The organism is Streptomyces sp. CC208A, from assembly GCF_030010625.1.
GTDB lineage: Bacteria > Actinomycetota > Actinomycetes > Streptomycetales > Streptomycetaceae > Streptomyces.
This window is the reverse complement of sequence record NZ_JASCXN010000041.1, coordinates 1-21,591: the sequence shown is the minus strand read 5'-3', so window position 1 is coordinate 21,591 and position 21,591 is coordinate 1. Positions and strand designations below refer to the sequence as shown.

At 71.8% G+C, this 21,591-nt stretch carries 16 protein-coding genes and 4 pseudogenes; 13 read left to right on the top strand and 7 right to left on the bottom strand.

What is annotated here, in order from left to right; all coding sequences use genetic code 11:
• Positions 1–79: 79 nt before the first annotated feature.
• The 4 genes from QK442_RS31510 to QK442_RS31495 form a co-directional block, all read right to left on the bottom strand.
• Positions 80–1,594, bottom strand: coding sequence for a glycoside hydrolase family 43 protein (locus QK442_RS31510; RefSeq protein ID WP_282697511.1), 1,515 nt, complete (start codon positions 1,592–1,594; stop codon positions 80–82).
• Between the two features lie 53 nt (positions 1,595–1,647).
• A complete protein-coding gene (locus QK442_RS31505) occupies positions 1,648–3,783 on the bottom strand; it encodes an alpha-galactosidase (protein ID WP_282697510.1) in 2,136 nt (711 codons plus the stop codon).
• Positions 3,784–4,301: 518 nt separating this feature from the next.
• A complete protein-coding gene (locus QK442_RS31500) occupies positions 4,302–5,408 on the bottom strand; it encodes an SGNH/GDSL hydrolase family protein (RefSeq protein ID WP_282697509.1) in 1,107 nt (368 codons plus the stop codon).
• 655 nt (positions 5,409–6,063) lie between these two features.
• Complete coding sequence (locus tag QK442_RS31495) at positions 6,064–6,978, bottom strand: helix-turn-helix domain-containing protein (RefSeq protein WP_282697508.1); 915 nt, start codon at positions 6,976–6,978, stop codon at positions 6,064–6,066.
• A gap of 51 nt (positions 6,979–7,029) precedes the next feature.
• On the opposite strand from QK442_RS31495, the gene QK442_RS31490 reads away from it, so the two are divergent.
• Positions 7,030–8,223, top strand: a complete 1,194-nt coding sequence (locus QK442_RS31490; protein ID WP_282697507.1) for a Gfo/Idh/MocA family oxidoreductase — start codon at positions 7,030–7,032, stop codon at positions 8,221–8,223.
• 457 nt (positions 8,224–8,680) lie between these two features.
• Here QK442_RS31490 and QK442_RS31485 read toward each other — a convergent pair.
• Positions 8,681–8,779: pseudogene (locus tag QK442_RS31485) on the bottom strand (IS5/IS1182 family transposase); the annotation flags it as partial.
• A gap of 317 nt (positions 8,780–9,096) precedes the next feature.
• Positions 9,097–9,897 (bottom strand): helix-turn-helix transcriptional regulator, encoded by an 801-nt coding sequence (locus QK442_RS31480; RefSeq protein WP_282697539.1) that lies wholly within the window; start codon positions 9,895–9,897, stop codon positions 9,097–9,099.
• Here QK442_RS31480 and QK442_RS31475 point away from each other — a divergent pair.
• From QK442_RS31475 to QK442_RS31455, 5 genes are all read left to right on the top strand, one after another.
• Entirely contained in the window at positions 9,896–10,030 is a 135-nt protein-coding gene (locus QK442_RS31475; RefSeq protein WP_282697506.1) for a hypothetical protein, read from the top strand. The genes QK442_RS31480 and QK442_RS31475 overlap by 2 nt on opposite strands.
• Before the next feature lie 10 nt (positions 10,031–10,040).
• Positions 10,041–10,856 carry a phytanoyl-CoA dioxygenase family protein gene (locus QK442_RS31470; protein ID WP_282697505.1) on the top strand — a complete coding sequence of 272 codons (816 nt, stop codon included), beginning with the start codon at positions 10,041–10,043 and terminating at the stop codon, positions 10,854–10,856.
• A gap of 59 nt (positions 10,857–10,915) precedes the next feature.
• On the top strand, positions 10,916–11,200 hold the full coding sequence (locus QK442_RS31465; protein WP_282697538.1) for a hypothetical protein: 285 nt from the start codon (positions 10,916–10,918) through the stop codon (positions 11,198–11,200).
• A gap of 178 nt (positions 11,201–11,378) precedes the next feature.
• A complete protein-coding gene (locus tag QK442_RS31460; protein WP_282697504.1) occupies positions 11,379–14,234 on the top strand; it encodes a glycoside hydrolase family 3 protein in 2,856 nt (951 codons plus the stop codon).
• A 157-nt stretch (positions 14,235–14,391) separates the two neighbouring features.
• Entirely contained in the window at positions 14,392–15,375 is a 984-nt protein-coding gene (locus QK442_RS31455; protein WP_282697503.1) for an acetylxylan esterase, read from the top strand.
• A 125-nt stretch (positions 15,376–15,500) separates the two neighbouring features.
• On the opposite strand, the pseudogene QK442_RS31450 reads toward QK442_RS31455, so the two are convergent.
• Positions 15,501–15,600, bottom strand: a pseudogene (locus QK442_RS31450) (IS5/IS1182 family transposase); the annotation flags it as partial.
• 425 nt (positions 15,601–16,025) lie between these two features.
• On the opposite strand from QK442_RS31450, the pseudogene QK442_RS31445 reads away from it, so the two are divergent.
• From QK442_RS31445 to QK442_RS31415, 7 genes and pseudogenes are all read left to right on the top strand, one after another.
• A pseudogene (locus QK442_RS31445) lies at positions 16,026–16,210 on the top strand (glycogen debranching protein); the annotation flags it as partial.
• A 73-nt stretch (positions 16,211–16,283) separates the two neighbouring features.
• Positions 16,284–17,858, top strand: coding sequence for a beta-xylosidase (locus QK442_RS31440; protein ID WP_282697502.1), 1,575 nt, complete (start codon positions 16,284–16,286; stop codon positions 17,856–17,858).
• A 90-nt stretch (positions 17,859–17,948) separates the two neighbouring features.
• Positions 17,949–18,854: a zinc ABC transporter substrate-binding protein gene (locus QK442_RS31435; protein WP_282697501.1), complete on the top strand. Its 906-nt coding sequence runs from the start codon at positions 17,949–17,951 to the stop codon at positions 18,852–18,854.
• Positions 18,854–19,732, top strand: coding sequence for an ABC transporter ATP-binding protein (locus QK442_RS31430; RefSeq protein WP_282697500.1), 879 nt, complete (start codon positions 18,854–18,856; stop codon positions 19,730–19,732). The genes QK442_RS31435 and QK442_RS31430 overlap by 1 nt, the downstream gene beginning before the upstream one ends.
• Positions 19,729–20,655, top strand: a complete 927-nt coding sequence (locus QK442_RS31425; RefSeq protein WP_282697499.1) for a metal ABC transporter permease — start codon at positions 19,729–19,731, stop codon at positions 20,653–20,655. The genes QK442_RS31430 and QK442_RS31425 overlap by 4 nt, the downstream gene beginning before the upstream one ends.
• Before the next feature lie 91 nt (positions 20,656–20,746).
• On the top strand, positions 20,747–21,046 hold the full coding sequence (locus tag QK442_RS31420) for a DUF1490 family protein (RefSeq protein WP_282697498.1): 300 nt from the start codon (positions 20,747–20,749) through the stop codon (positions 21,044–21,046).
• Positions 21,047–21,048: 2 nt separating this feature from the next.
• Positions 21,049–21,591, top strand: a pseudogene (locus tag QK442_RS31415) (copper-transporting ATPase); the annotation flags it as partial.

Here is a 21,591-nt window from a genome sequence, read left to right as displayed (position 1 = left end):
CGGTCGGTCTGGCCGGCGTTGCCGCCCCCGGCACGGCGGACCGTCTTGTGTCCTGTCGGCAGAGGGAAGGCGGCTCCGTTCAGCCGTCGAGGGGCTCGTAGTCGAACCAGTCGAAGTGGACGGTGCCTTCCGTGGCGTACATGCCGATGACCCGGCCCGTGAAGCCGCCGGCGACCTCGGTCGACAGGTAGCGGCCGTCGAGGGCCGCGAGCTCTGTGAACGTGCCGTCGGGCTGCTCGACACCGAGGGAGACGACGTCGGGTCCCGTGCACGGTCCGTGCGGAGCCGGAGGTTCCGTGATCGTGACGGCGAGGACCACCGGCCCGGCGGACACGGACCGCGTGGCCACGACCGTGCGCAGGGAGCCGACGCGCGCGATGGCTCGTACCTCCGTGCCGGACACCTCGATCGCGTAGTGGTGCCGCTCGTCGAGCCGGACGGCGAGGCCGCCGTCCCCCTCCGCGGCATCGACCAGGGTGCGCGCCCGGCACGCGAGGTGCTGCTGGCGCCGGCCGGTGAACACCACGTCGGGCTCGTCCAGGGAGCCTCCCCGCGCGCGGAGGGTCAGCCAGCCGGGCCGTTCCTTGGTGGTGCAGTGTTCGGCCGGCCGGTCACGCAGGGAGATCCAGGACGGTCGCAGTTCGGCGAGGTCGAAGTCGTCCCGCTGCTCCTCGACGGGGCCGGGGGAGAGCGGCCACGGGAGCTCGGGCAGGTCCAGGGCGACCTCGCCGACGACCGGCCATTCGTCCACCCAGGTCACGGGGGCCAGGAAGGTCTCCCGGCCGAGCACGTGCCAGCCCGGCGTGCCGCCGCCGGGTCGGACGCCGAGCAGCACCATCCACCAGGAGCCGTCGGGCGCCTGCACGAGGTCGGCGTGCCCGGTGTTCTGGACGGGGTGGTCGGTGCCGCGGTGGGTGAGGACCGGGTTGGCCGGGCACGGTTCGAACGGGCCGGCAGGCGTACGGCCGCGGGCGATCGAGACACCGTGGCCGCGCTCGGTGCCGCCCTCGGCGATGAGGAGGTACCAGTAGTCGCCGATCCGGTACAGGTGCGGCGCCTCCGGGGCCTTGGCGCCGGGCCCGCCGGACCAGAGCCGGTGCGGTGTTCCGTACGTCTGTCCGGTGGACGGGTCGAGACGGACCTGCGAGACCCCGGCGACCGTGCACCAGCAGGTGCCGTCCTCCTCCCAGGCCAGGTCGGGATCGATGCCGGGGACGCCCGGCGCCCAGACGGGGTCCGACCACGGTCCGGCGGGGTCGGTGGCCGTGACGATCAGGTTGCCGCCGCCCTCGCTGCAGTTGGTGACGATCAACCAGAAGCGGCCGTCGTGGTGGCGCAGGGTGGGGGCGTAGATCCCGCCGGAGGACGGCACGGAGGTGGGCAGACGCAGTTGGTCCGGCCGGTCCAGGGCGTTGCCGATCTGCGTCCAGTGCACCAGGTCGCGGCTGTGGAAGAGGGGCACGCCGGGGAAGTACTCGAAGCTGGAGCAGGCCAGGTAGTAGTCGTCGCCGACGCGGCAGACGCTGGGGTCGGGGTGGAAGCCGGGGATCACGGGGTTGGCGGAGCGTTGGTCCGGCCGGCGCAGTGGTGGCACCCGAGGGGTCCTCTCGTCGATTCGTGAGGGAGGCGTGGTGTGGTGGGGGTGGTTCAGGGAGCGCCGGGGGCCGTGGGGGTGATGCGGAGCAGGACGGCGGACGGCGCGGTGGGCAGGGTCAGGCTCAGCTCGGCCGTGTCGGGCAGCCAGGCGGAATCGGCCCGGCTGGCCGAGGGGTAGAGCAGGTCGACACGGGCGGGGGTGTCCCGCAGGTGGGGCAGGTGAAGCGTCGCCGTGGAGCCGGTTCCCGGGCGGCGCCAGGCCGTGAGGTAGGTGGTGGCGGGCGTGCGCATGGCCAGGGCGATCCAGGGGGCGTCCCAGGCGGGAAGGCCCAGTGGCCAGGACGGCACGGCTTGCGGCAGGTCGGCGCGGATGGCCTTGTACACCGCTACCGCCTCGTGGACCAGGGCGCGGGCCTCCCGCTCGAGTTCGGGAATACGGCCGGAGAGATGGATCCGGCCGAGCAGCGCGTTGGCCATGGTGAAGGCCACCTCGTCGAGGGAGTCCTCCGGCCGGGGGTACGCCCAGACGGCAGCCTGTTCGGGGGTGGCGGCGGTGGGCGCGGAGGCCGCGATGGGCGCGTAGAGGTGGAGGTTCTGCTGGTCGCTGGTGGACTGCAGCTGCAGCCGGGAGAGCAGGGCGTCGTCCCAGCGCATGCCGCCGGAGGCGCAGTTCTCCACCACCAGGTGCGGGTGCCGGTCGAGGATGCCGTCGAGCCAGTCGAGGTGCGCCCGGTTGTGGCCGAGCAGGCCGTCGCCCGGGGTCTCGCCGGGGCGGGCGCTGGTGCCGGAGCCGGGGTCGATGTTGTGGTCGAGCTTGAGGTAGCCGACGCCCCACTCGCCGACCAGGCGGTCCACGACCTGGTCCAGGTGGGCACGGGCGGCCGGGTGGCGCAGGTCCAGGTGGTGCCGGCCGGTCTCCGTGACGCGGGCGCCGCCGCGGCGGAAGAACGCCTCGTCGGGCAGGGACTTGGCCATGGGGCTGTGGACACCGATGACTTCCGGCTCCAGCCACAGGCCGGGAACCATGCCGCGTCGGCGGATGTGGTCCAGTACCTCGTGGATCCCCTTCTCACCGGGGAAGCGCGAGGCGGCCGGCTCCCAGGCACCGACGCTGGTCCACCAGCCACCGTCACCGTCGTCGTACCAGCCCGCGTCGATGACGAAGTACTCGGCGCCGGCCTCGGCCGCCGCGTCGATCAGCGGCAGCAGCTTGTCGGTGGTGGGGTCGCCCATCAGGCAGTTCATGTAGTCGTTGAAGATGACGGGCAGGCGCTGGTGGTCGGCATGAGGGCGGCGCCGGGCGCGGCGGTAGCGGGTCAGCGCGGCGAACGCGGAGTCGGGGCCGCCGTCGGCGCTGAAGGCCAGCGCGGCGGGTACGGTGCGGAAGACGGCACCGGGTTCCAGGGGGTGCCGCCAGCCGTGGTGGGTGTCGGTGGGCCCGAACAGTGCGGCGTAGGCCGCCCCGTCGTGCTCTTGGCACTCCCAGCGCCAGCCCCCGCCGTTGTGCTCGATCTGCCACACCCAACTGCGGCCGGTGCGCCGGTCCGTCAGGCCGCCCATGGGGAGGTGTCCGCAACTGGACCAGGTGCCCTGCCCGTTCAGGGCGAAGCCCGCCTTGCCGTGCCCGTACGTCACGCGCCCGCTGACGCCGGGTGTGGTCCGGCGCATCGGCTGTCGTTGCCAGCGGCACTCGGCGAGCCAGTCGTTGTCCGCCCACAGCAGGTCGGCGGCGTCGAAGGCCGCCGTGTCCCGCGGGGTGAGGCAGCCCACCGCGAGTGAGCTGACCGACTCCAGGTGCAAGGTGGTCTGTCCTTCGTTGCGCAGGGTCACTTCGCCGCGGAGCACGGGGATGCCGTCCGGTGACCGGTAGGTCACCTCCGCGGCCAGCCCGGTTTCCGGGTCGTGGAGATGCACGGTCAGCGTGTGCCAGTCGCCGTCGCGGGCCGCGCGGTGGGCCCGGTGGCGCAGCCGCCCGCCGAGAGCGGTCCCGATCAGACGGCTGCCCGACCAGTCGCGGCCGTGACCCGCGACCGTCACCTCCACCAGGGGGAGGGACGCGCCGGGGACGCTCCGCGCTTCGCCGGGCAGTCCGAGGCGCGTGAGGCGCGGGCTGCCGCCGTCATCGAGAACGAGGTCGAGGTGAAGGGCCTCGTGCCCCCAGTGGAAGGCCCCTTGTTCCTTGGTCATGGCGGCCCTTTCGAGGTCAGTGCCGGACGGTGCCGGACGGATCCCCGGGTACGGAGTGTCGGGTCGTGCTCTGACGGACCTGTGCGGGGACGGAGACGGCGGTGAGGGCGGGATGCGATGTGCTCTGCGAGCTGCTCCGGACACCGGTTCGCGGCCCCCACAGGCCGGACGACGGCGCTTGTCGAAGCGCTTCACTCCCAGGCGTACGCTAACGACACGTTTCGTGAGAAACAAGGGTCGCTACCACGAGACTGTCCTCATGGCCAGGGCTGTTGGAGAGCACGATGGAGAAGAAGCGTTTCGGCATCGCGCTCTCCCGATCCAGCTCCACACTCGGCTTCCGAGGGGTGTACGCCGTGGGCTCGGGCCGTCGCCGGCCTCCCGAACGGCTCACGTGCGACGAGCGGTTCACGCTGCCTCACCCGTACGATCCGGCCGACGCCGCGCCCGGCGGTGCCCGCCACCGACGTCTTCCCGGGACCTGGGCCCGGAAGGGGCTCAGGTCCCGGGAGCCGCGGTCATCCGGCGGTCAGGGTGGTCCACTTCTGGTTGGAGCCGCCGTGGCAGTCCCACAGCTGGAGCTGCGTGCCGTCGGCGGTGGAGGAGCCAGGGACGTCGAGACAGCGGCCGGAGGCGGGGTTGCGGTAGCCGCCGTTGTAGGGCTGCCACACCTGGTTGGCGCCGCCGTGGCAGGCCCAGAGCTGCACCTTGGTGCCGTTGGCGGTGCCCCAGCCTGCGGCGTCGAGGCACTTGCCCAGGGAGCGCAGGGTGCCGTCGGTGTAGGCGGACCAGAACTGGTTGGCACCGTCGCCGCAGCCCCACGTCTGGACGGCGGTGCCATCGGCGGTACCGGCGCCGCTGACGTCCAGGCACTTGCCGGCGATGCCGGACTGGACTCGTGCGGGGGCGGGGGCGGGATTCCTCAGCCACCCGGCGCTGTCCGCGGCCCGGACGCCGCGGTGGAAGGCGTCGGCCATCTTCCGGTAGCCCGAGTCGTTGGGGTGCAGGGCGTCGGCCAGGTCGGCCATGGTCAGGGCGCTCATGTCGACGTACGCGACACGCTTGCCCGCGGCCTGCGCCTCGCTCACGATGTGGGGAATGGCCTGGTTGTACGCGCCCCGGTGCTGTTCCTCGGATCCACTGGTGGACACGACCAGGGAGGCCACGAGGACGGTGGCGTCGGGGGCGGCGGCGGTGATCCTGTCGACCAGGGACTTCAGCCGGGCGGTGGCGGTGGAGACCTGGTGGGACCGGTTGAGGTCGTTGGTGCCGATGTGCAGCGTCACGACGTTGGGGCGGTAACGGGTCAGTGCGGCGTCGGTGAGGGCGGCGATCTGCTCGATGAGGTATCCGGAGTGGCCTTCGTTGTCGGGGTCGGGCATCGAACCGGCCCGCCCCGTGCCCACGAAGTCCACCGGGTGGCCGTCCGCCACGAGCTTGTCCCACAGCGGCCCCCGGTAGCCGTTGCCCGTACTGCTTCCCACGCCCCAGGTGATCGAGTCGCCCAACGGCATGACGCGCAAGGGCGTGTCGGAGGCGGCGGAGGCAGGGGCGACACCTGCCGCTGTCATCCCGAGCGCGAGGGCGACAAGCGTGATCAGATGGAGAAGCCAGGACTTTCTCATGCGGGTGTCCTCTTCTGAGAGTGATTGCTCGGTGAACTGGACCGAATGCCGTTCCGGCCGTGGCGCCTTCGCGCCGACGTCGGCGGCCGCCTGAGGTACGGCAGAACGGCGCGGGCGGGGAGACCCCCTGTCGCGGTCGACCAGCACGTACGACGCGTTCGGATCCACGGCGGGCGCCCGCGCTGTGCCGGCGGCGCCACGTCCGGACGGAAGCGCCGCCATCAGTGCGGTCACGCCGCAAGCCCCAGGGGTCGGCGGGCAGGCTGTCACAGCTGGTGTGGTCGGTGGGGAACCTGTGGCTGTGCGGGTCGGCGTCGCCGGATGTGGACGTGACCTGGTGCGCCATGCCGTCGTCGTCCTGGAACAGCGTCACGCAGGTCTGGGCAGGGCTGTCGGCTCCCCAGGGCAGGGCTTCTGATTGTTGAAAACTGTTCGGTTCCGTCGCAGGACAGTAGACATGCGACATGTTCTCGTCAAGAGCCGCCGGTTGAGTGCATCCCACGTTCCTGGATCGTGCGGCGACATGCGGCTCACCTCCGGGGTGCCGGGAGAGAGCCTCGTCCCCACCGACCGGTCGCCGCAGATGGCTGCCGGGCTCCTGTGCCGCATCGCGGTAGGCCGGTTCTCGTCGTCGGACCCGGTTGCCAGGTGGGGGTCAGAGCCCGCGTCCGTGTCGGAATCGTGCCGGGGTGGTTCCACACGCCTCGGTGAAGACTCGGTAGAAACGGCTGACCGAGCCGAAGCCGGCGGCCGCGGCCACCTGGCTCGCGGGAAGGCCGGTGGTCACCAGCAGCCGGCGCGCTTCCGCGAGCCGGTACAGCTTCACGTAGTCGCCGATCGTGGTACGGACGACCTTGCGGAACTGGGTCATGGCGTAGGTCGGGTGGACGTTCGCCGCCGCGGCGACGTCCGCGACGGTGATCGGCTCGCGGAAGTGATGTGCGATGTACCGCGCCATGGACACCGCCTGGCGCAGGGCCGGATCGTCACCGGCGTGCCGATGTGCCGGATCGCCGGCCGTGGCAAGTGCCAGGCGCCGGACGCGCGCTTGTATCTCCAGCATCGCGATGCGGTGCAGTTCGTCGTCGCCCGCGGCCAGATCCGCGGCCCACTGGGTGAACTTCGCCGGATCGCTCGCATCGGAACGGGCTGCGGGAGTGACCACCGGCACGCCCGAGAGCACACGGGCGAGGAGCGATTGCGGGAGCCCCCAGGCGAGGAACCGGTCGAAGGGCACGTGCAGCCAGTGGACGCGCGTCGCCCGGCTCGCCACCAACTGGTGCGGGATCGCGGCCCAGAACACGGCGAGGCCGCCCACCGCGACTTCGAGGAGTTCGCCGCCGTAGAGGTAGAGCATCGACCCGCCGTCGGCCACGAAGTTGATCTCCAGGTCGTCGTGCCGGTGCGCTGCCGCCATCAGCGTCGGGCGTCCGGACCAGCCGCGCAGGTACGAGGGTTCGTCGACCAGAGCACCCTGAGGATCCAAGAAGTTCTCGCTTCGAAACGGTGCAGACATCGCGTGGACTCGGATCCTATCGTCGTGGAGCAGTGCCGAAGCCCGCACCGTCATGCGACCGGCACCAGCTCGCACCCACTCCTACGTTCCTGATGGAGATCTCGCGTGTTCTCACTCGGCATCGTCGGCGCCGGCCAGTTCGCCGGTTCGTTCGCCAAACTCTGGCGCCTGCACCCGAACGTCGGTGACATCAAGGTCACCGACCTGCTCCCGGAGCGCGCCGAGCGACTCGTCACCGAACACGACCTCGCCGGCACGCTCCCCTCGTTCGAGGACATGCTCGACTCCGACCTCGACGCCATCGCGCTCTTCACCCAACGCTGGACCCACGGCCCCCTCGCCGTGCAGGCACTGCGCGCGGGCAAGGACGTCTACAGTGCGGTCCCCATGGGCGTGACCGAGGCCGAGATCGCGGACATCATCGCGGCGGTCGAGGAGACCGGCCGGATCTACATGATGGGCGAGACGAGCTACTACCACCCGGCGACCGTCTACGCGCGCGACCGGATCGCCGAGGGAGCGTTCGGCCGGATCTTCTACGCGGAAGGCGACTACGTCCACGACATGGACTGGGGCTTCTACGACGCGTACAAGTACAGCGGCGGTGAGAACTGGAAGTCCACCGCCAGCTACCCACCACTGCTCTACCCCACGCACTCGATCGGCGGAGTCCTCGGCGCCTGGCAGACGCACGCCGTGAGCGTCTCGGCGATCGGCGTCCCGGACGAGCGCGGCGACGGCGTGTTCGACCGGGAGATCAGCCAGTTCGACAACGACTTCTCCAACGCGACCGCACTGTTCGAAGTCGCAGGCGGCGGCAGCTTCCGCACGAACGAGTTCCGCAGGGTCGGATACATCGGCAAGGAGTCGCGCTTCCGCTACTTCGGCACGGAAGCGGTCCTCGAACAACTCGGCTCGGTCAGCCTGTGGCAGGACAAGAAGGGCGAGCACGACATCACCGCGCACCTGCACCCCGCACCCACCCTCACACCGGACGACCCGGCGCTCTCCCACGTCGCCCCGGAACTGCGCGCCGCCTTCGCCTCCGGTACCGCGCCCGTCCACGACCGCTCCCGACTCCCGCGTGAGTTCGCGCACGCACCCAACGGCCACGAGGGCAGCCACCACTTCCTCGCCGACGACTTCGCCACCGCGGTCACGACACGAACGCCCCCACCGCTGCACGCGTGGACCGCCGCCCGCTACACCCTCCCCGGCATCGTCGCCCACCAATCCGCCCTCCAGGCCGGCGTGCGCCTCCCCATCCCCGACCACGGAGACGGACCCCGCACCGCATAGCACCACCCGACCACGGCGGCGCTGCGGACGGCATCCGCACCAGGCCGTCGAGGCCGGGCGGCTGCTCGGGATCCGGCGCCCAGGGATCACCGTTGTCCAGGTGATCGTCGACGGTCGCGGGTGCCCAGCGCCACGGAGTACACCCGCGTCGCATCCCGAGGGCCGGACCTCGGCGGCGGGGGCCGGTGCGGCCTCCGCGCAGCCCGAGCAGGCGACGGCGGCAGGGCCGCCCGCCCGTCACTTCCGTGACCTTGCCGCCGACCGGACCGCGCCAGATGAGGGCGCGCCGGGTGCGGCCGGTTCCAGGAGTCGCCGTACCTCCATGAGGTCGTACGACGAAGCCCTCGGTGCCGGCGCCACACGGCTCCCCGTCGGGCACCAGCAGCCTGCCCACCTCGGGGGAGAGGACGTACACGTCGGGGGAAGGGAGGAGCCCGGAGGGGCAGAGCGGCTTCTCGAAGGACTCGCTGGTGGCGGGCAGGGTCTCATGGTCGCGGGCCGGCCGACGCGAACGCGTCGGCCGGCCCGGCGTCCTCTCGGCCACCCACCGCCCGGGCGGTACCGCGGAACGCGGCTTGTCACCGCGCTCGGTGATCTCCAGGGCGAGGTGGAGTTTCTTCCTGGCCCGGTCGACGAGCATGCCGGTGCGGCGGCAGTCCGCCCAGGCCGGACGGAGCGAGCGGTACGCAGCGACGGCGGGCCGCGGCCACGGCCTCGTCCGCGACATCCGCCGTGATGTCGGACAGGCCCGCCAAGGTGCCACCGGTGCGGAACGAGCGCACCCCGGGCGATCGGAGCGGAAGTCGATCGAGTCTCGCGGGAGACGGGAGACGGGAGACAGGAGACGGGAGACGGGCTGCCGATGGTCTGGATCTACTGTGCCGCGTTGTCGCGCGGGGCGGGACCGGCGGTACGGATGCTGCGAGGCGATGCCCCGAGTTCACGGCGGCAGGCCTTGTTGAACGCCTGGAGGTCGGGGATGCCGACCGAGGCGGCGACGGCGGGGATGGAGAGCGTGGTGGCCCGCAGGAAATGGCGTGCGCGTTCCATCCTGCGGGCCCGGATGTAGCCGACGACGGTTTCCCCGGTGGCGGCACGGAAGAGCCGGGTCAGGTGGTTGTGGGAAACACCGGCGGCCTTCGCGATCTCCGGCACCGTCAGGGACTCCGTCAGCCGCGCCTCGATCAGGGCCGTCGCGGCCGCCACCGCCGGATGAACGGCCCGGGCGCTCTGCTCCCGCAGCGGGGTGAGCCGGGCGATCCGCCACAGGGCGGCCCACACCTCGGCGGTGGCCCGGGCCGGGGTGTTCGGCCAGGCGGCCAGTGCCTGCCGCAACTGTGTGGTGAGCAGGTCGAGCTCGGGCCCGGTGCGCTGGATCACGGGCACACTGTGGGGCGTTCCCGCCGAGCCCAGGCGGAGGTGGGCGTAGAGGTGCTCGGAGCGGCCCCGGTAGCGGTAACGCACCTCGGTTCCGGGCGGCACGAGACTGACCCGCCCGGGGCGGATCGCGTGCTCGGTGCCGTCGACCGTCAAGTCGGCGTCGTAGCCGTACAGATGGAGCTGCCACAGGTCCGGCAGCGAGAACACGTCCACGTGACCGGCCGGACCGTGCACGCCGATACCGACGGCGGCGAGAGTGGGAGGCTCGTCGAGATGGGCGAGGACCGTCTGCATGGTCACGTGTTCTACCACGGTGGACGCGGCCACTCCTGGGGCGCGGTCGTCGACGTACGTGGCGGACGGCACGGTGAAAATCGACCAGCGGAGGGTGAACGCGGCCCACGCGGTGCGCGGCGGCCGGACCTAGCGTGGCCGTCATGGAGAACAGGCAAGAACTACTGAACTCGGTGCAGATGGCGCGCTTCGTGGCGCGGGGGTCACTGCGGCTGGACGCGGTGGTGCCGGCGGATATGAACGCCGAGGGCTTGGCGGTACTGGCGGGCGGGGTGCCGCCGGTGCCGTACGGGACGCCGCTGTCCGACGCGTACGCGAAGGGCTCCTTCGTCCGTAGGCTGCTGGAACTGCCGCAGGTGGCGGGGGCCCTGCGCAGCCTGGTCGGCCCGGAGCCGTGGGTGGACCACCACTTCGTGCATACCCGCGAGCCTCACGGGGGCGCCGCGCAGGCGCTGCACGGGGACGCCATCATCGACGTCCGACCGGACGCCTTCGACGTCCAGTTGATGTACTACCCGCAGACCGTGACGCTGGAGATGGGCGGAACGCTCAGCGTGCCGGGCAGTCATCTGCGGCGGATCAACGAATCGGACACCGGCCGCTACCAGAACCTGCGCGGTCAGGACCGGTTGGTCTGCCCGGCCGGCACGGTGGTGCTTCTGCACCACGGCATCTGGCACGGGGGCCGGCGCAACGACAGCGACATCCTCCGCTACATGTTCAAGATCCGCTTCAATCCCAGGGTGCGTCAACGACGTCTGTGGGACACCTCGGATCTCCACGACCCGCAGGTGAACGCGGAGTTGGACGTGATGTTCCCGTGGTACGAGGGAGCGACCGGCCGGCTGGAGCGGTACAACCGCATCCTGCTGTGGCGGGAGCTGACCGGCGACGACGGCTTCGACCTCGACCACTGGGTGACCAGGGTCTCCAACCGTCCGAAGGAGACCGTGGCATGACGACCGAAGCGATCCCGCCCGCGCCGGCGGACACCGGAGACGTCACCGCCGCCCCGGTGCTGCGGCAGCAGGTGCTCGTGCTGTACCTGGCGAGCTCGGCGCTGGACTCCCATGTCGTCGGCTGGTCACGCTACGACGGCACCGGCCGCACCTCGCCCACCACGGGCGACAGCGACGAGCCGCCGTACGAGTCGGGGGTGGCCGCGCTGCAGGACGGCTGGCGGCTGTTCCAGGCCGCCCAGCTGATCCCGCCCTACCCGGGCCACGAGTACGACGTCTCCTTCCTCAAGCACGAGTTCTTCTTCGAACGGGTCGTCGACGTGCGGGCGCGGACCGGGTCCTGATCGTCGAATCGCTTGACTTCATAAGGGAATGCGCCGGAATGGTTCCGTGGGGTACGGGAGAGTCGACAGAGGAACACTTTCTCCACAGCCTGTCATTGACAGGTCATGGAGGTGAATGGGACCGTCGAAGCGCTTCGACGAACGGCCACTGTAACCAGCTCGCCTGAGGGGTTTCCACGTGAGTTCCGCGCCCGCGTCCGCATCCGCGCCACCCGATTTCCGTGATCCCGCGCTGCCACTGCAGAAGCGCGTCGACGACCTGCTCTCACGCCTCACGCCCGACGAGCGGCTCGCGATGCTGCACCAGCACGTGCCGGCCGTCCCGCGGCTCGGCCTCGCCGCCTTCCGCACCGGCAGCGAGGCCCTGCACGGGGTCTCCTGGCTGGGCGAGGCGACGGTCTTCCCGCAGGCCGTCGCTCTCGGCGCCACCTGGGACGAGGAGCTGGTGCGCCGGGTCGCCGAGGCCGTCTCGGTCGAGCTGCGGGCCTTCCACCACCACCGCACGCCCGCCACCGGCGACGGCCCCCACAGCCTGCAGGCCTGGGCGCCCGTCCTCAACCTGCTGCGCGATCCGCGCTGGGGGCGCAACGAGGAGGGCTATTCCGAGGACCCGGTGCACACCGCCCGGCTCGGCGAGGCGTACTGCCGGGGCCTGGCCGGCGACCACCCGACCTACCTGCGGGCAGCGCCGGTGGTCAAGCACTTCCTCGCCTACAACAACGAGGACGACCGCTGCACCACCTCCTCCGGGCTGCGCCCCCGTGTCCTCCACGAGTACGACCTGGCCGCCTTCCGGTCCGTCGTCGCCTCCGGCGCCGCGACCGGCGCCATGGCCGCCTACAACCTGGTCAACGGCCGCCCCTGCCACGTCAGTCCGCTGCTCGAGACCGAGCTGCGCCGCTGGGCGCGGCCCACGGGGCACGAACTGTTCGTGGTCAGCGACGCCGAGGCGCCGTCCAACCTGGTCGACCCGGAGCACTACTTCGACGACCACGCCGAGTCCCACGCCGCGGCGCTCAAGGCCGGCATCGACAGCTTCACCGACCACGGCGAGGACAGCGCCACGCCGATCGGCCGGCTGCGCGAGGCGCTGGAGCGCGGCCTGATCGACCAGTCCGACGTGGACCGCGCGGTCCGCCGGCAGCTGGAACTGCGTTTCCGGCTCGGAGAGTTCGACCCCGGCCTCGACCCGTACGCCGGGATCGGCGCCGACGTGATCGCGTGCGCCGAGCACCGCGACCTGGCGCGGCACGCGGCGACCGAGTCGGTGGTGCTGCTCAAGAACGACGGCCTGCTGCCGCTCGACCCGGCCCGTACGCGGCGGATCGCCGTCATCGGCCCGCTCGCCGACACGCTGTGCGAGGACTGGTACAGCGGCACCCTGCCGTACCAGGTGACCGTCGCCGACGGCCTCGCCGCCGCACTCGGCGCCCACGGCGGCGAGGTGGTCCGGGTGGAGGGCTCCGACCGGATCGCGCTGCGCTCGCACACCACCGGCGACCTGCTCGGCACCTCCGCCTTCGACGTGACCGACTGGGGCGGCGGCATGCTGACCCTCCGCGCCGCCGGCACCGGTCGCTACCTGAGCCTCCAGGACGACGACACCCTGGCCGCCGACCAGGCGGTGATCAAGAGCTGGTTCGTCAAGGAGACCTTCCGCCTCGAACCGGCCGGCGCGGACACCGTACTGCTGCGCTCCGTCTTCACCGGGCGTTACGCCGCCGTGGACCCCACCGACGGCCGGGTGACCGTCACCGCCGAGAGCGCGGACGGCGCCGAGCGGTGGCGGCGCGAACTGGTGCGCGACGGCGCGGCCGAGGCCCGGGCGGCTGCCGAGGCGGCGGACGCCACGGTCGTCGTCCTCGGCAACCACCCCATGATCAACGGCCGCGAGACCGAGGACCGGGCCGACACCGCCCTGCCCGCGGGGCAGGAGGAGCTGCTGCGGGCGGTCGCGGCCGTCCGCCCGGACACCGCGCTGATCGTGATGAGCAGCTACCCGTACGCCCTCGACTGGGCCGACGAGCACCTGCCCGCCGTGGTGTGGACCTCCCACGGCGGGCAGGAGACGGGCCACGCACTGGCCGCCGTGCTCCTCGGCGAGGCCGAGCCCGCCGGACGCCTGCCGCAGACCTGGTACCGGGGCGACGACCCGCTGCCCGCTCCGCTCGACTACGACATCATCAAGGCCGGCTGGACCTACCAGTACCACCGGACCGCGCCCCTCTACCCGTACGGCCACGGGCTCTCGTACACCGACTTCACCTACCGTGACCTGAGCCTGTCACGGTCCTCGATCGGGCAGGACGGCGCGGTCGACGTCACGGTGACCCTGGCCAACAGCGGCGACCGGGCCGGCAGCGAGGTGGTGCAGATCTACGTCCGGGCGCCGGCCGCCCGTCACGAGGCGCCCGAACTGCGCCTGGCCGACTTCCGCAAGGTGCGCCTGGAACCAGGGGGGAGCCGCGAGGTGACGTTCCGACTGCCCGCCGAACGGCTCGCCCACTGGGATGTCGCGAGCTCCGCCTTCACCGTCGAACCCGGCGGTCACGAGATCATCGTCGCCCGCTCCGCCGAGCGGCCGGTCCTCACCGCACCGCTCACGGTGACGGGACCGGCTCCGGCACCCCGGGCGGCCGTCGGACGACCCGTCCGCGCCGTCGATTTCGACGACCACACGGACATCGCCCTCGTGGATGCCACGCGGGCCGACGGCGACGCGGTCACACCCACCGACCCCGCCCGGCCCGCGACGCTCCTCTTCCACGACGTCGACCTCTCCGGAGTCGCCCGGTTCGAGGCCGAGACCGCCCGCGAGGCCGGAGGCCCCGGGGAGGCGCGGCTGGTCGTCACCGCGGGCGACCAGGTACTCGCCGAGCTCGATGTCCCTCTCACCGGCGACCGCTACGCATGGCAGACCGTCGCAGGCGAACTGAACGCCCCGCCCGAGGGCGTCCACGACCTGCGCCTGACCCTGCACGGCGCCTTCCGCCTCACCGCCTTCCGCTTCGGCGGCCCTGGCAGCGCCGACTGACCGCTCGCGCCCGCCCCGTGAGCCGGCGGCCCGTCCGACGGGGGGAGGACGGGCCGCCACTCCCTTGCCCAGCCGTGCCTCGGACCCGCGAGGAGCGTGGTCCTGATGCCACTCCGACCCCCGCCATCTCGTCCACACTCCGACCGGAGGAAGCCCCATGCCGCTCACCGACCTCGGGACCGACGAGCTCGTCGGCTACCAGCCGCAGCTGACCGCTCCGAACGACTTCGACGCGTTCTGGCGCCGCACCCTTGCCGAAGCCCGGTCCTACGACGGGACGACCAAGGTGGAACGGGTCACTTCCGCGCACCTGCTGCACACCGTCGAAGTCGACGACGTGCGCTTCCCCGGCTGGAACGGCGAGCCGGTGGCCGCCTGGCTCCTGCGCCCGCGCGGCACGGACGGACCGCTGCCGGTCGTCGTCACGTACATCGGCTACAGCGGCGGCCGTGGTCTGCCCACCGACCACCTGTTCTGGTCCGCCGCCGGCTACGCCCACCTCGTCGTCGACAGCCGGGGCCAGGGCCACGACACCCCGGACCGGACGACGGGCGACGGCACGCAGTGGGCCGGGGGGTTCATGACCCGGGGCATCGACTCCCCCGAGAACTACTACTACCGGCGGCTGATCACCGACTGCGTACGCGCCGTGGACGCCGTCGCCGGACTGCCCGGCCTCGACCCCCGCAGGATCGTGGTGGCCGGCGGCAGCCAGGGCGGCGGCCTGGCCCTCGCCGTCGCCGGACTCGCCGGAGACCGCGTGGCGGCGGCGCTGCCGGACGTCCCGTTCCTGTGCCACTTCCGCCGCGCCGTGCAGATCACCGGGGAGGGCCCGTACCCGGAGATCGCCGAGTACCTGCGCTGGCACAGTCGCGACCGCGTGGAACAGACCCTCGCCACCCTCGACTACTTCGACGGCGTCCACTTCGCCCAACGGGCCACCGCACCCACCCTGTTCAGCGTCGCCCTGATGGACCCGATCTGCCCACCCTCCACGGTCTACGCCGCCTACAACCACTACCGGGGCGAGGACCGCGCCATGACCGTCTGGCCCTTCGGCGACCACGGCGGCGGGTACGGCTCCAACCCGCCGGTCCAGCTGTCCTGGCTGCGCGAGCGTGGTCTCACACCGGAGCTCTGACCGCCGCGTGAGCACCTCGGTGGGGAAGCGAAGCCGAAGTCCGCCATGCGGCAGGCCACCTCACCCTTGCCGAGTAAGTCGGACTACTGGGCCACTGGAAGAAGGCGGTCTCCCTCGTCCCCGGGGAACCCCTTGCGGGGCCGGAGCGCGAGCGTCGGCCCCGAGATGGTCGATGACGCGGTCCGCCGCCGACTTCGCAACCCCGAACAGCGGAGTGAACTGCCGCGGAACGTCCGCGACTTGCCGAACAGAGCGGGCCCAGCCCGGTGAACGGGCCGTCCAGGCGGACTCCGATGCCGTGATCACACCGGATTCGGCCGGCACCCGGAATACCGGCCGGCGCCCCGGAGCGCAGAGAATCTCGGACAGGGCACCGGCATCGGCGCCCTCGTCGTCGAACCACTCGGGAACCAGCCGCTCGGCACACTCCCGTCGCTCCACATCACCCATCACCGACACGGTTCGATCCGGCAGCGGCAGAGGAGGCGCCGCCCGGTTGATCGCCCCTCAGTGGTGGATCCGGTGCCACCGAGCCCACGAACGTCCCTCGTTCGACCATGCGGGGGACCGCGCACGAACCACTGCGGGAAGCCGGAGAGGAACAGGGGCATGACCGCCAGGACGTACGAGGCGACGGCGCTGCGGTCGGTCGCCGCGGCGGCCACCACCGCCGCGCCGGCGAGATCGGTGCCCGCTTCCGGACCCTGTGCGAAACCACGGCTTCGCCGAGAACTTCGACGCCCTCACCGGAACGGGGCTGCGCGATCGCGCCTACACCTGGACCGCCGCCTATCTCGTCCTCGCCGAAGCCCACACGCACCGAGACGGCCGCTGACGGGCCGTCTCCTCCAAGCCCCGGGACCGATCGGGCCCAGGTTGTCCTTCCCCCCCACCCCAGGAGCCGCAGAATGAAGCCGCTCACCACACCCCCAGGACCCGCGACCCACGCCCGGCGCAGAGCCCTCGCGTCCGTGGCCGTCCTCCTGACCAACCTGGCCGCGACCCTGGTGCCCGCCGCCTCCTCACAGGCCGCGGACGCCACCGTCACCGTTGACTTCTCCGCCACCAGGGGCGCCCCCACCTACCGTGCCTCGGGCACCCTCTACGGGATGGCCGAGGACGGCTCGCTGCCCCAGGAGCACTTCTACAAGGACATCAAGTGGAAGTTCATGCGGGCCGGCGGCGCCCAGCTGGACAGCCCGGGAGGCTGGGTGGCCGGCACGTACGACCGCCGGTGGAACTCCACCCTCGCCCAGTACAAGAGCACCAAGGCGCTGGGCGGCACCTTCGTCATCCTGCCGCACGACCTGTGGGGTGCCGACGGGACCACCTCGCCCACCTTCCCCGGTGACAACGGTGACTGGTCCCGTTTCGACGCCTTCTACGACCGGCTGCTCGCCGACGCGAAGGCGGCCGGCATGACCGACATCCAGTGGGACATCTGGAACGAGCCCGACTACTCCGCCTTCTGGGACCGGCCGCAGGCCCAGTACCTGGAGATGTGGAAGCGGGCCCACCAGCGGATCCGGGCCGCCTTCCCGGGCGCCGTCATCGTCGGTGCCAGCACCGCCGGCAAGCCCTCCGCGGACGGGGGCGGCCCCTGGTGGAACACGTACCTGGACTACGTGAAGGCCAACAACGTCGAACCCGACATCTACAGCTGGCACGATCTGCCGGGTGACCCGGTCGCCGACGCCGACGCCGTCAACTCCAAGCTGGCGGCGCGATCGATGACCACGAGCCGTCCGTTCCAGGTGAACGAGTACGCCGCCGACACCGAGCAGAACCCCGGCCGCGGCGGCTGGTACATCTCCCGTCTGGAGCGCGCCGGGGCGGACGGCATGCGCGCCAACTGGGCGTGGGGCACCAACCTGCACGACTTCGCGGCGAACCTGCTCACCAGGACCGGTGGCCGGTATCTGCCACTGGGCGAGTGGTTCCTGTACCGGTACTACGGCTCGCAGACCGGCACCATCGTGAACCTCACGCCCGGTACGAACACCGACGGGGTGGCGACGAAGGACAACTCCGCGCGCAACGCCAAGATCCTGCTGGGCAGCAACGGCAGCACCGGCGATGTCACCGTCGACCTCAACCGTCTCGACACCACGTCGGTGGTGGAGAACGGCCGGGTGCGCGCGATCGTCCAGCGCATACCGAACAACGGCGGCGGCGCGGTGACGGGGCCGGTGACGGTCTCCGACCGGACGCTGACCGTCAGCGGTGACTCGGCTTCGGTGATCGTGCCGTGGACGGATGCCGCGGACGGCTACACCGTCACGCTGCTGCCCCCGTCGAACACCGCCGTCTCCACGGTCGCGGTGGTACAGCACAGCGGTCAGGGCCTGGACGACACCGACCTCAGCACCGACGACGCCACGCAGTACCAGCAGTACCACTGCGCGGGCGGACACCAGCAGATGCTCGATACCGCCATCAAGAACGCCCGCGAGATGGCCCTCCTGCCGTACGCCGGCCGCTGACGGGCCCACCCGGCGGTCCACTGGAGGGACAGGCCGCGCGGAGGGACAATCATGGTGATTGTCATTTCGCTTCCCGCTCAGGGAGGACGTATGCGTGGCGTGTCGCGTCGCCTACCGAATGTGCTGCTCGGAGCCTCCCTGGCACTGACGGGCGCATGGGTCGGGCCGGCGGACGCGGCCTCCGCCCGAGTCCCTGTGGTCGCCTCCACGAACGTGTACGGCGACGTCGTCGAGCAGGTCGGCGGCGAGAGGGTGTCCGTGGTCTCCGTCATCAGTGATCCGGCACAGGACCCGCATTCCTACGAGGCCAGTACGCGTACACAACTGGAGCTCTCCCGTGCCGAGGTGGTCGTCGAGAACGGAGGCGGCTACGACGACTTCGTCGGCAGGATGCTGCGGAGCTCGGACAACTCCTCGGCCCAGGTGATCTCCGCCGTCGAGGTGTCGGGCAAGGAACCCGACGACGGAGGGGAGTTCAACGAGCACGTCTGGTACGACCTGCCGACGATGGGCCGTCTGGCCGACCGGATCGCCCAGGCCCTGGGCCGGGCATCACCGGCCGACGCCGACGTCTTCAAGAAGAACGCCGAGGACTTCAAGAAGGAGCTGGCCGGGCTCGAAGCGCGCACGGACCGGATCAAGGCGCGCGATGCCGGCACTCCTGTGGCGGTCACCGAGCCCGTACCGCTCTACCTGACGGAGGCCTGCGGTCTCACGAACAGAACGCCCGCCGCCTTCAGCGAGGCCGTCGAGGAGGGCGACGAGGTCTCGCCCCGGGTGCTCCGGGAGACCCTGGCGCTGTTCGCCGGTCGGCAGGTGCGGGCCCTCGTCCACAACGAACAGACCAGCGGGCCGCAGACGGAGCAGGTCAAGGAGGCCGCCGAGGACAACGGGATCCCCGTGGTGCCCGTGACGGAGACCCTTCCGCAGGGCAAGGACTACGTCGGCTGGATGGCGGACAACATCACCGCCCTCGACCGCGCCCTGGACCGCTGATGCAGCGCACCGACCGCCTCGCCCCACACTCCCCGCCGCTGTTCAGGGAGCAGGGGGACGGCATCCCTCCGGCGGTGAGTCTTCGGGGTGCCGCGCTCTCCTACGGCGACCGCGTGCTGTGGCGGGACCTGGATCTCGATGTGCGGCCGGGCGAGTTCCTCGCCGTGCTGGGGCCGAACGGTTCGGGCAAGACGAGCCTCCTGCGCGTTCTCCTCGGCCGGCTGCCGCTCACGGCCGGATCGGTCGCGGCCCTCGGCCGTCCGCCCCACCGCGCCGGCGGGCTCATCGGCTACGTACCGCAGCAGAAGGCGCTGCCCGCCCACACGCTGCTCCGTGCGCGGGACCTCGTACGGCTCGGCCTGGAGGGGCACCGCTGGGGGCTGCCGCTCGCCGGGAGGGCGGCCCGCCGGAGGGTGGACGAGCTCCTGGACTCCGTCGGGGCGCTGCCGTACGCCGACGTTCCGGTCGGCCGTCTCTCCGGCGGTGAGCAGCAGCGGGTGCGGATCGCGCAGGCTCTGGCCACGGATCCGCGGATCCTGCTCTGCGACGAGCCGCTGCTCTCCCTCGACCTCCAGCACCAGCGCACGGTCACCGATCTCGTGGACCGGCGGCGCCGGGCCGCGGACACCGCCGTGGTCTTCGTGACCCACGAGATCAATCCGGTCCTCGGAGCGGCCGACCGGGTGCTCTACCTGGCCGGGGGCGGCTTCCGGATCGGCACGCCGGAGGAGGTCATGACCTCGGCCGTCCTCTCGCGGCTGTACGGGACCCGGGTGGACGTCGTACGGGTCAGGGGCCGCATCGTGGTCGTGGGGGCGCCCGACGCGGCCCCCGCCCACCACCCGGGCGCCCGGCCGAACGGGGCCGGACCACCATGAGCGCGCCGGCCGTCCCGTACGCCGCCGACGGCGCCGATCCGGGCATCTGGCAGCAGATCTTCGACTTCTCCGACTACGGAGACCTGCTGGCCCTCGTCCACAACACGCTGCTCGCGGGCGCCCTGCTCGGCCTCGTGGGCGGCCTCGTCGGAGTCTTCGTGATCATGAGGGACCTGCCCTTCGCGGTGCACGGCATCAGCGAGCTGTCCTTCGCGGGCGCGGCGGCCGCCCTCCTGGCCGGGGTCAACGTCGTCGCCGGGTCGATCCTCGGCTCGCTCCTCGCGGCCGCGGCGATCGGCCTGCTCGGGGTCCGCGCCCGCGACCGCAACTCGGTGATCGGAATCATCATGCCGTTCGGCCTTGGGCTCGGTGTGCTGTTCCTGTCGCTCTACCAGGGGCGTGCGGCCAACAAGTTCGGCATCCTGACCGGGCAGATCGTCGCCGTCGACACCCCGCAGACGGCCTGGCTGGTGGGCACGTCCGTCGTCGTCCTCGCCGCCCTCGCGGCGGTGTGGCGGCCGCTGACCTTCGCCAGCGCCGATCCCGACGTGGCCGAGGCCCGAGGGGTCCCCGTCCGGGCCCTGTCGCTGGCGTTCATGCTGATCCTCGGCCTCGCGGTGGCCCTGTGCGTGCAGATCGTGGGCGCCCTGCTGGTCCTGGCCCTGCTCGTCACGCCGGCGGCCGCCGCGGCCCGGGTCACGGCCTCCCCGGTGCTGCTGCCGGTGCTGAGCGTCCTGTTCGCGCTGGTCGCCATGGAGGGCGGCATCCTGCTCGCCCTGGGCAGCAGCATCCCCATCAGCCCGTACGTGACGACCCTGTCGTTCCTGATCTACCTCGGCTGCCGGCTGGTCGGCTCCAGACGCGCCGCCCGCACCGTCCGAGCCGTACCCGCCGTCGAGCACCCACCGGCCACCCGGATGTGAACGGGCCCGGCTCGACCGTGCGTATCGCCCGGGTCCAGACTGGAGGAGAGGCCCGTCGCACCCTGCCGGGTGCGTGCGGAAGGAGGCGTTCATGCATCCGCTCGCCATCGTCGGCGCCGCCGCCGGCAAGCTGGCCCACTACGCGGTCTCCGGCGTCGTAGGCGCACTGATCATCCAGAAACTCCCCGACGCCAAGCCCGCTGCGCGCAAAGCGGTGGTGGGAGGACTCGCGGGCGGCATCGTGGCGGGCCGGTGGTTGTCGGAGGCCGCCGAGGAGGCCCGGCTCAAGGCCGGGGACATGCTCGCGGAGGCCCGTACCTCGCTCGGCGAGGAAGCCCCGCCGCCCTCGGCGGTCAAGGTCAACCACGACGACCACGGCCACGAGCACTGATCATGCCCGCGATACTCGTCCGTTCCGTCGCGACGGGGCGGGCCCGGCTGACCGTGCCCTGGCTGCGCGACCGCCCCGGCTGCGCCGGCCTCGTCGACGACCGGCTCACCGGGCTCTCCGGCTTCCGCGCCCTGCGGATCTTCCCCCGTACCGGCAGTGTCATCATCTGGATGGAGCCCGCCGACCTCGACGTCGACGCCCTGGTCGACGCCCTCGAAGAAGCCCCTCCGCCCTCGGCTCCCGCGAAGGCCACCCGCTCCGCACCCGACTCCTCCACCGGAGAGGTCGCCCGGCTCGTGGTCGGTGGAGCCGTGCTCGCCGTCGTGGCACTGCGCCGACTGCTCGGCCGGCCCCGGATCGGCCTCGGCTCCTCCGGTCTCCTCGGAGCCATCACGGTCTTCACCGGGCTGCCGTTCTTCCGAGGCGCCCTGCGCACCCTGCGCGGCCGGAGCAGTCCCGGCACGGACACCCTGGTCACCGCCGCCACCGTCATCTCCCTGGTCCTGCGAGAGAACGTCGTCGCCCTCACCGTCCTGTGGCTGCTG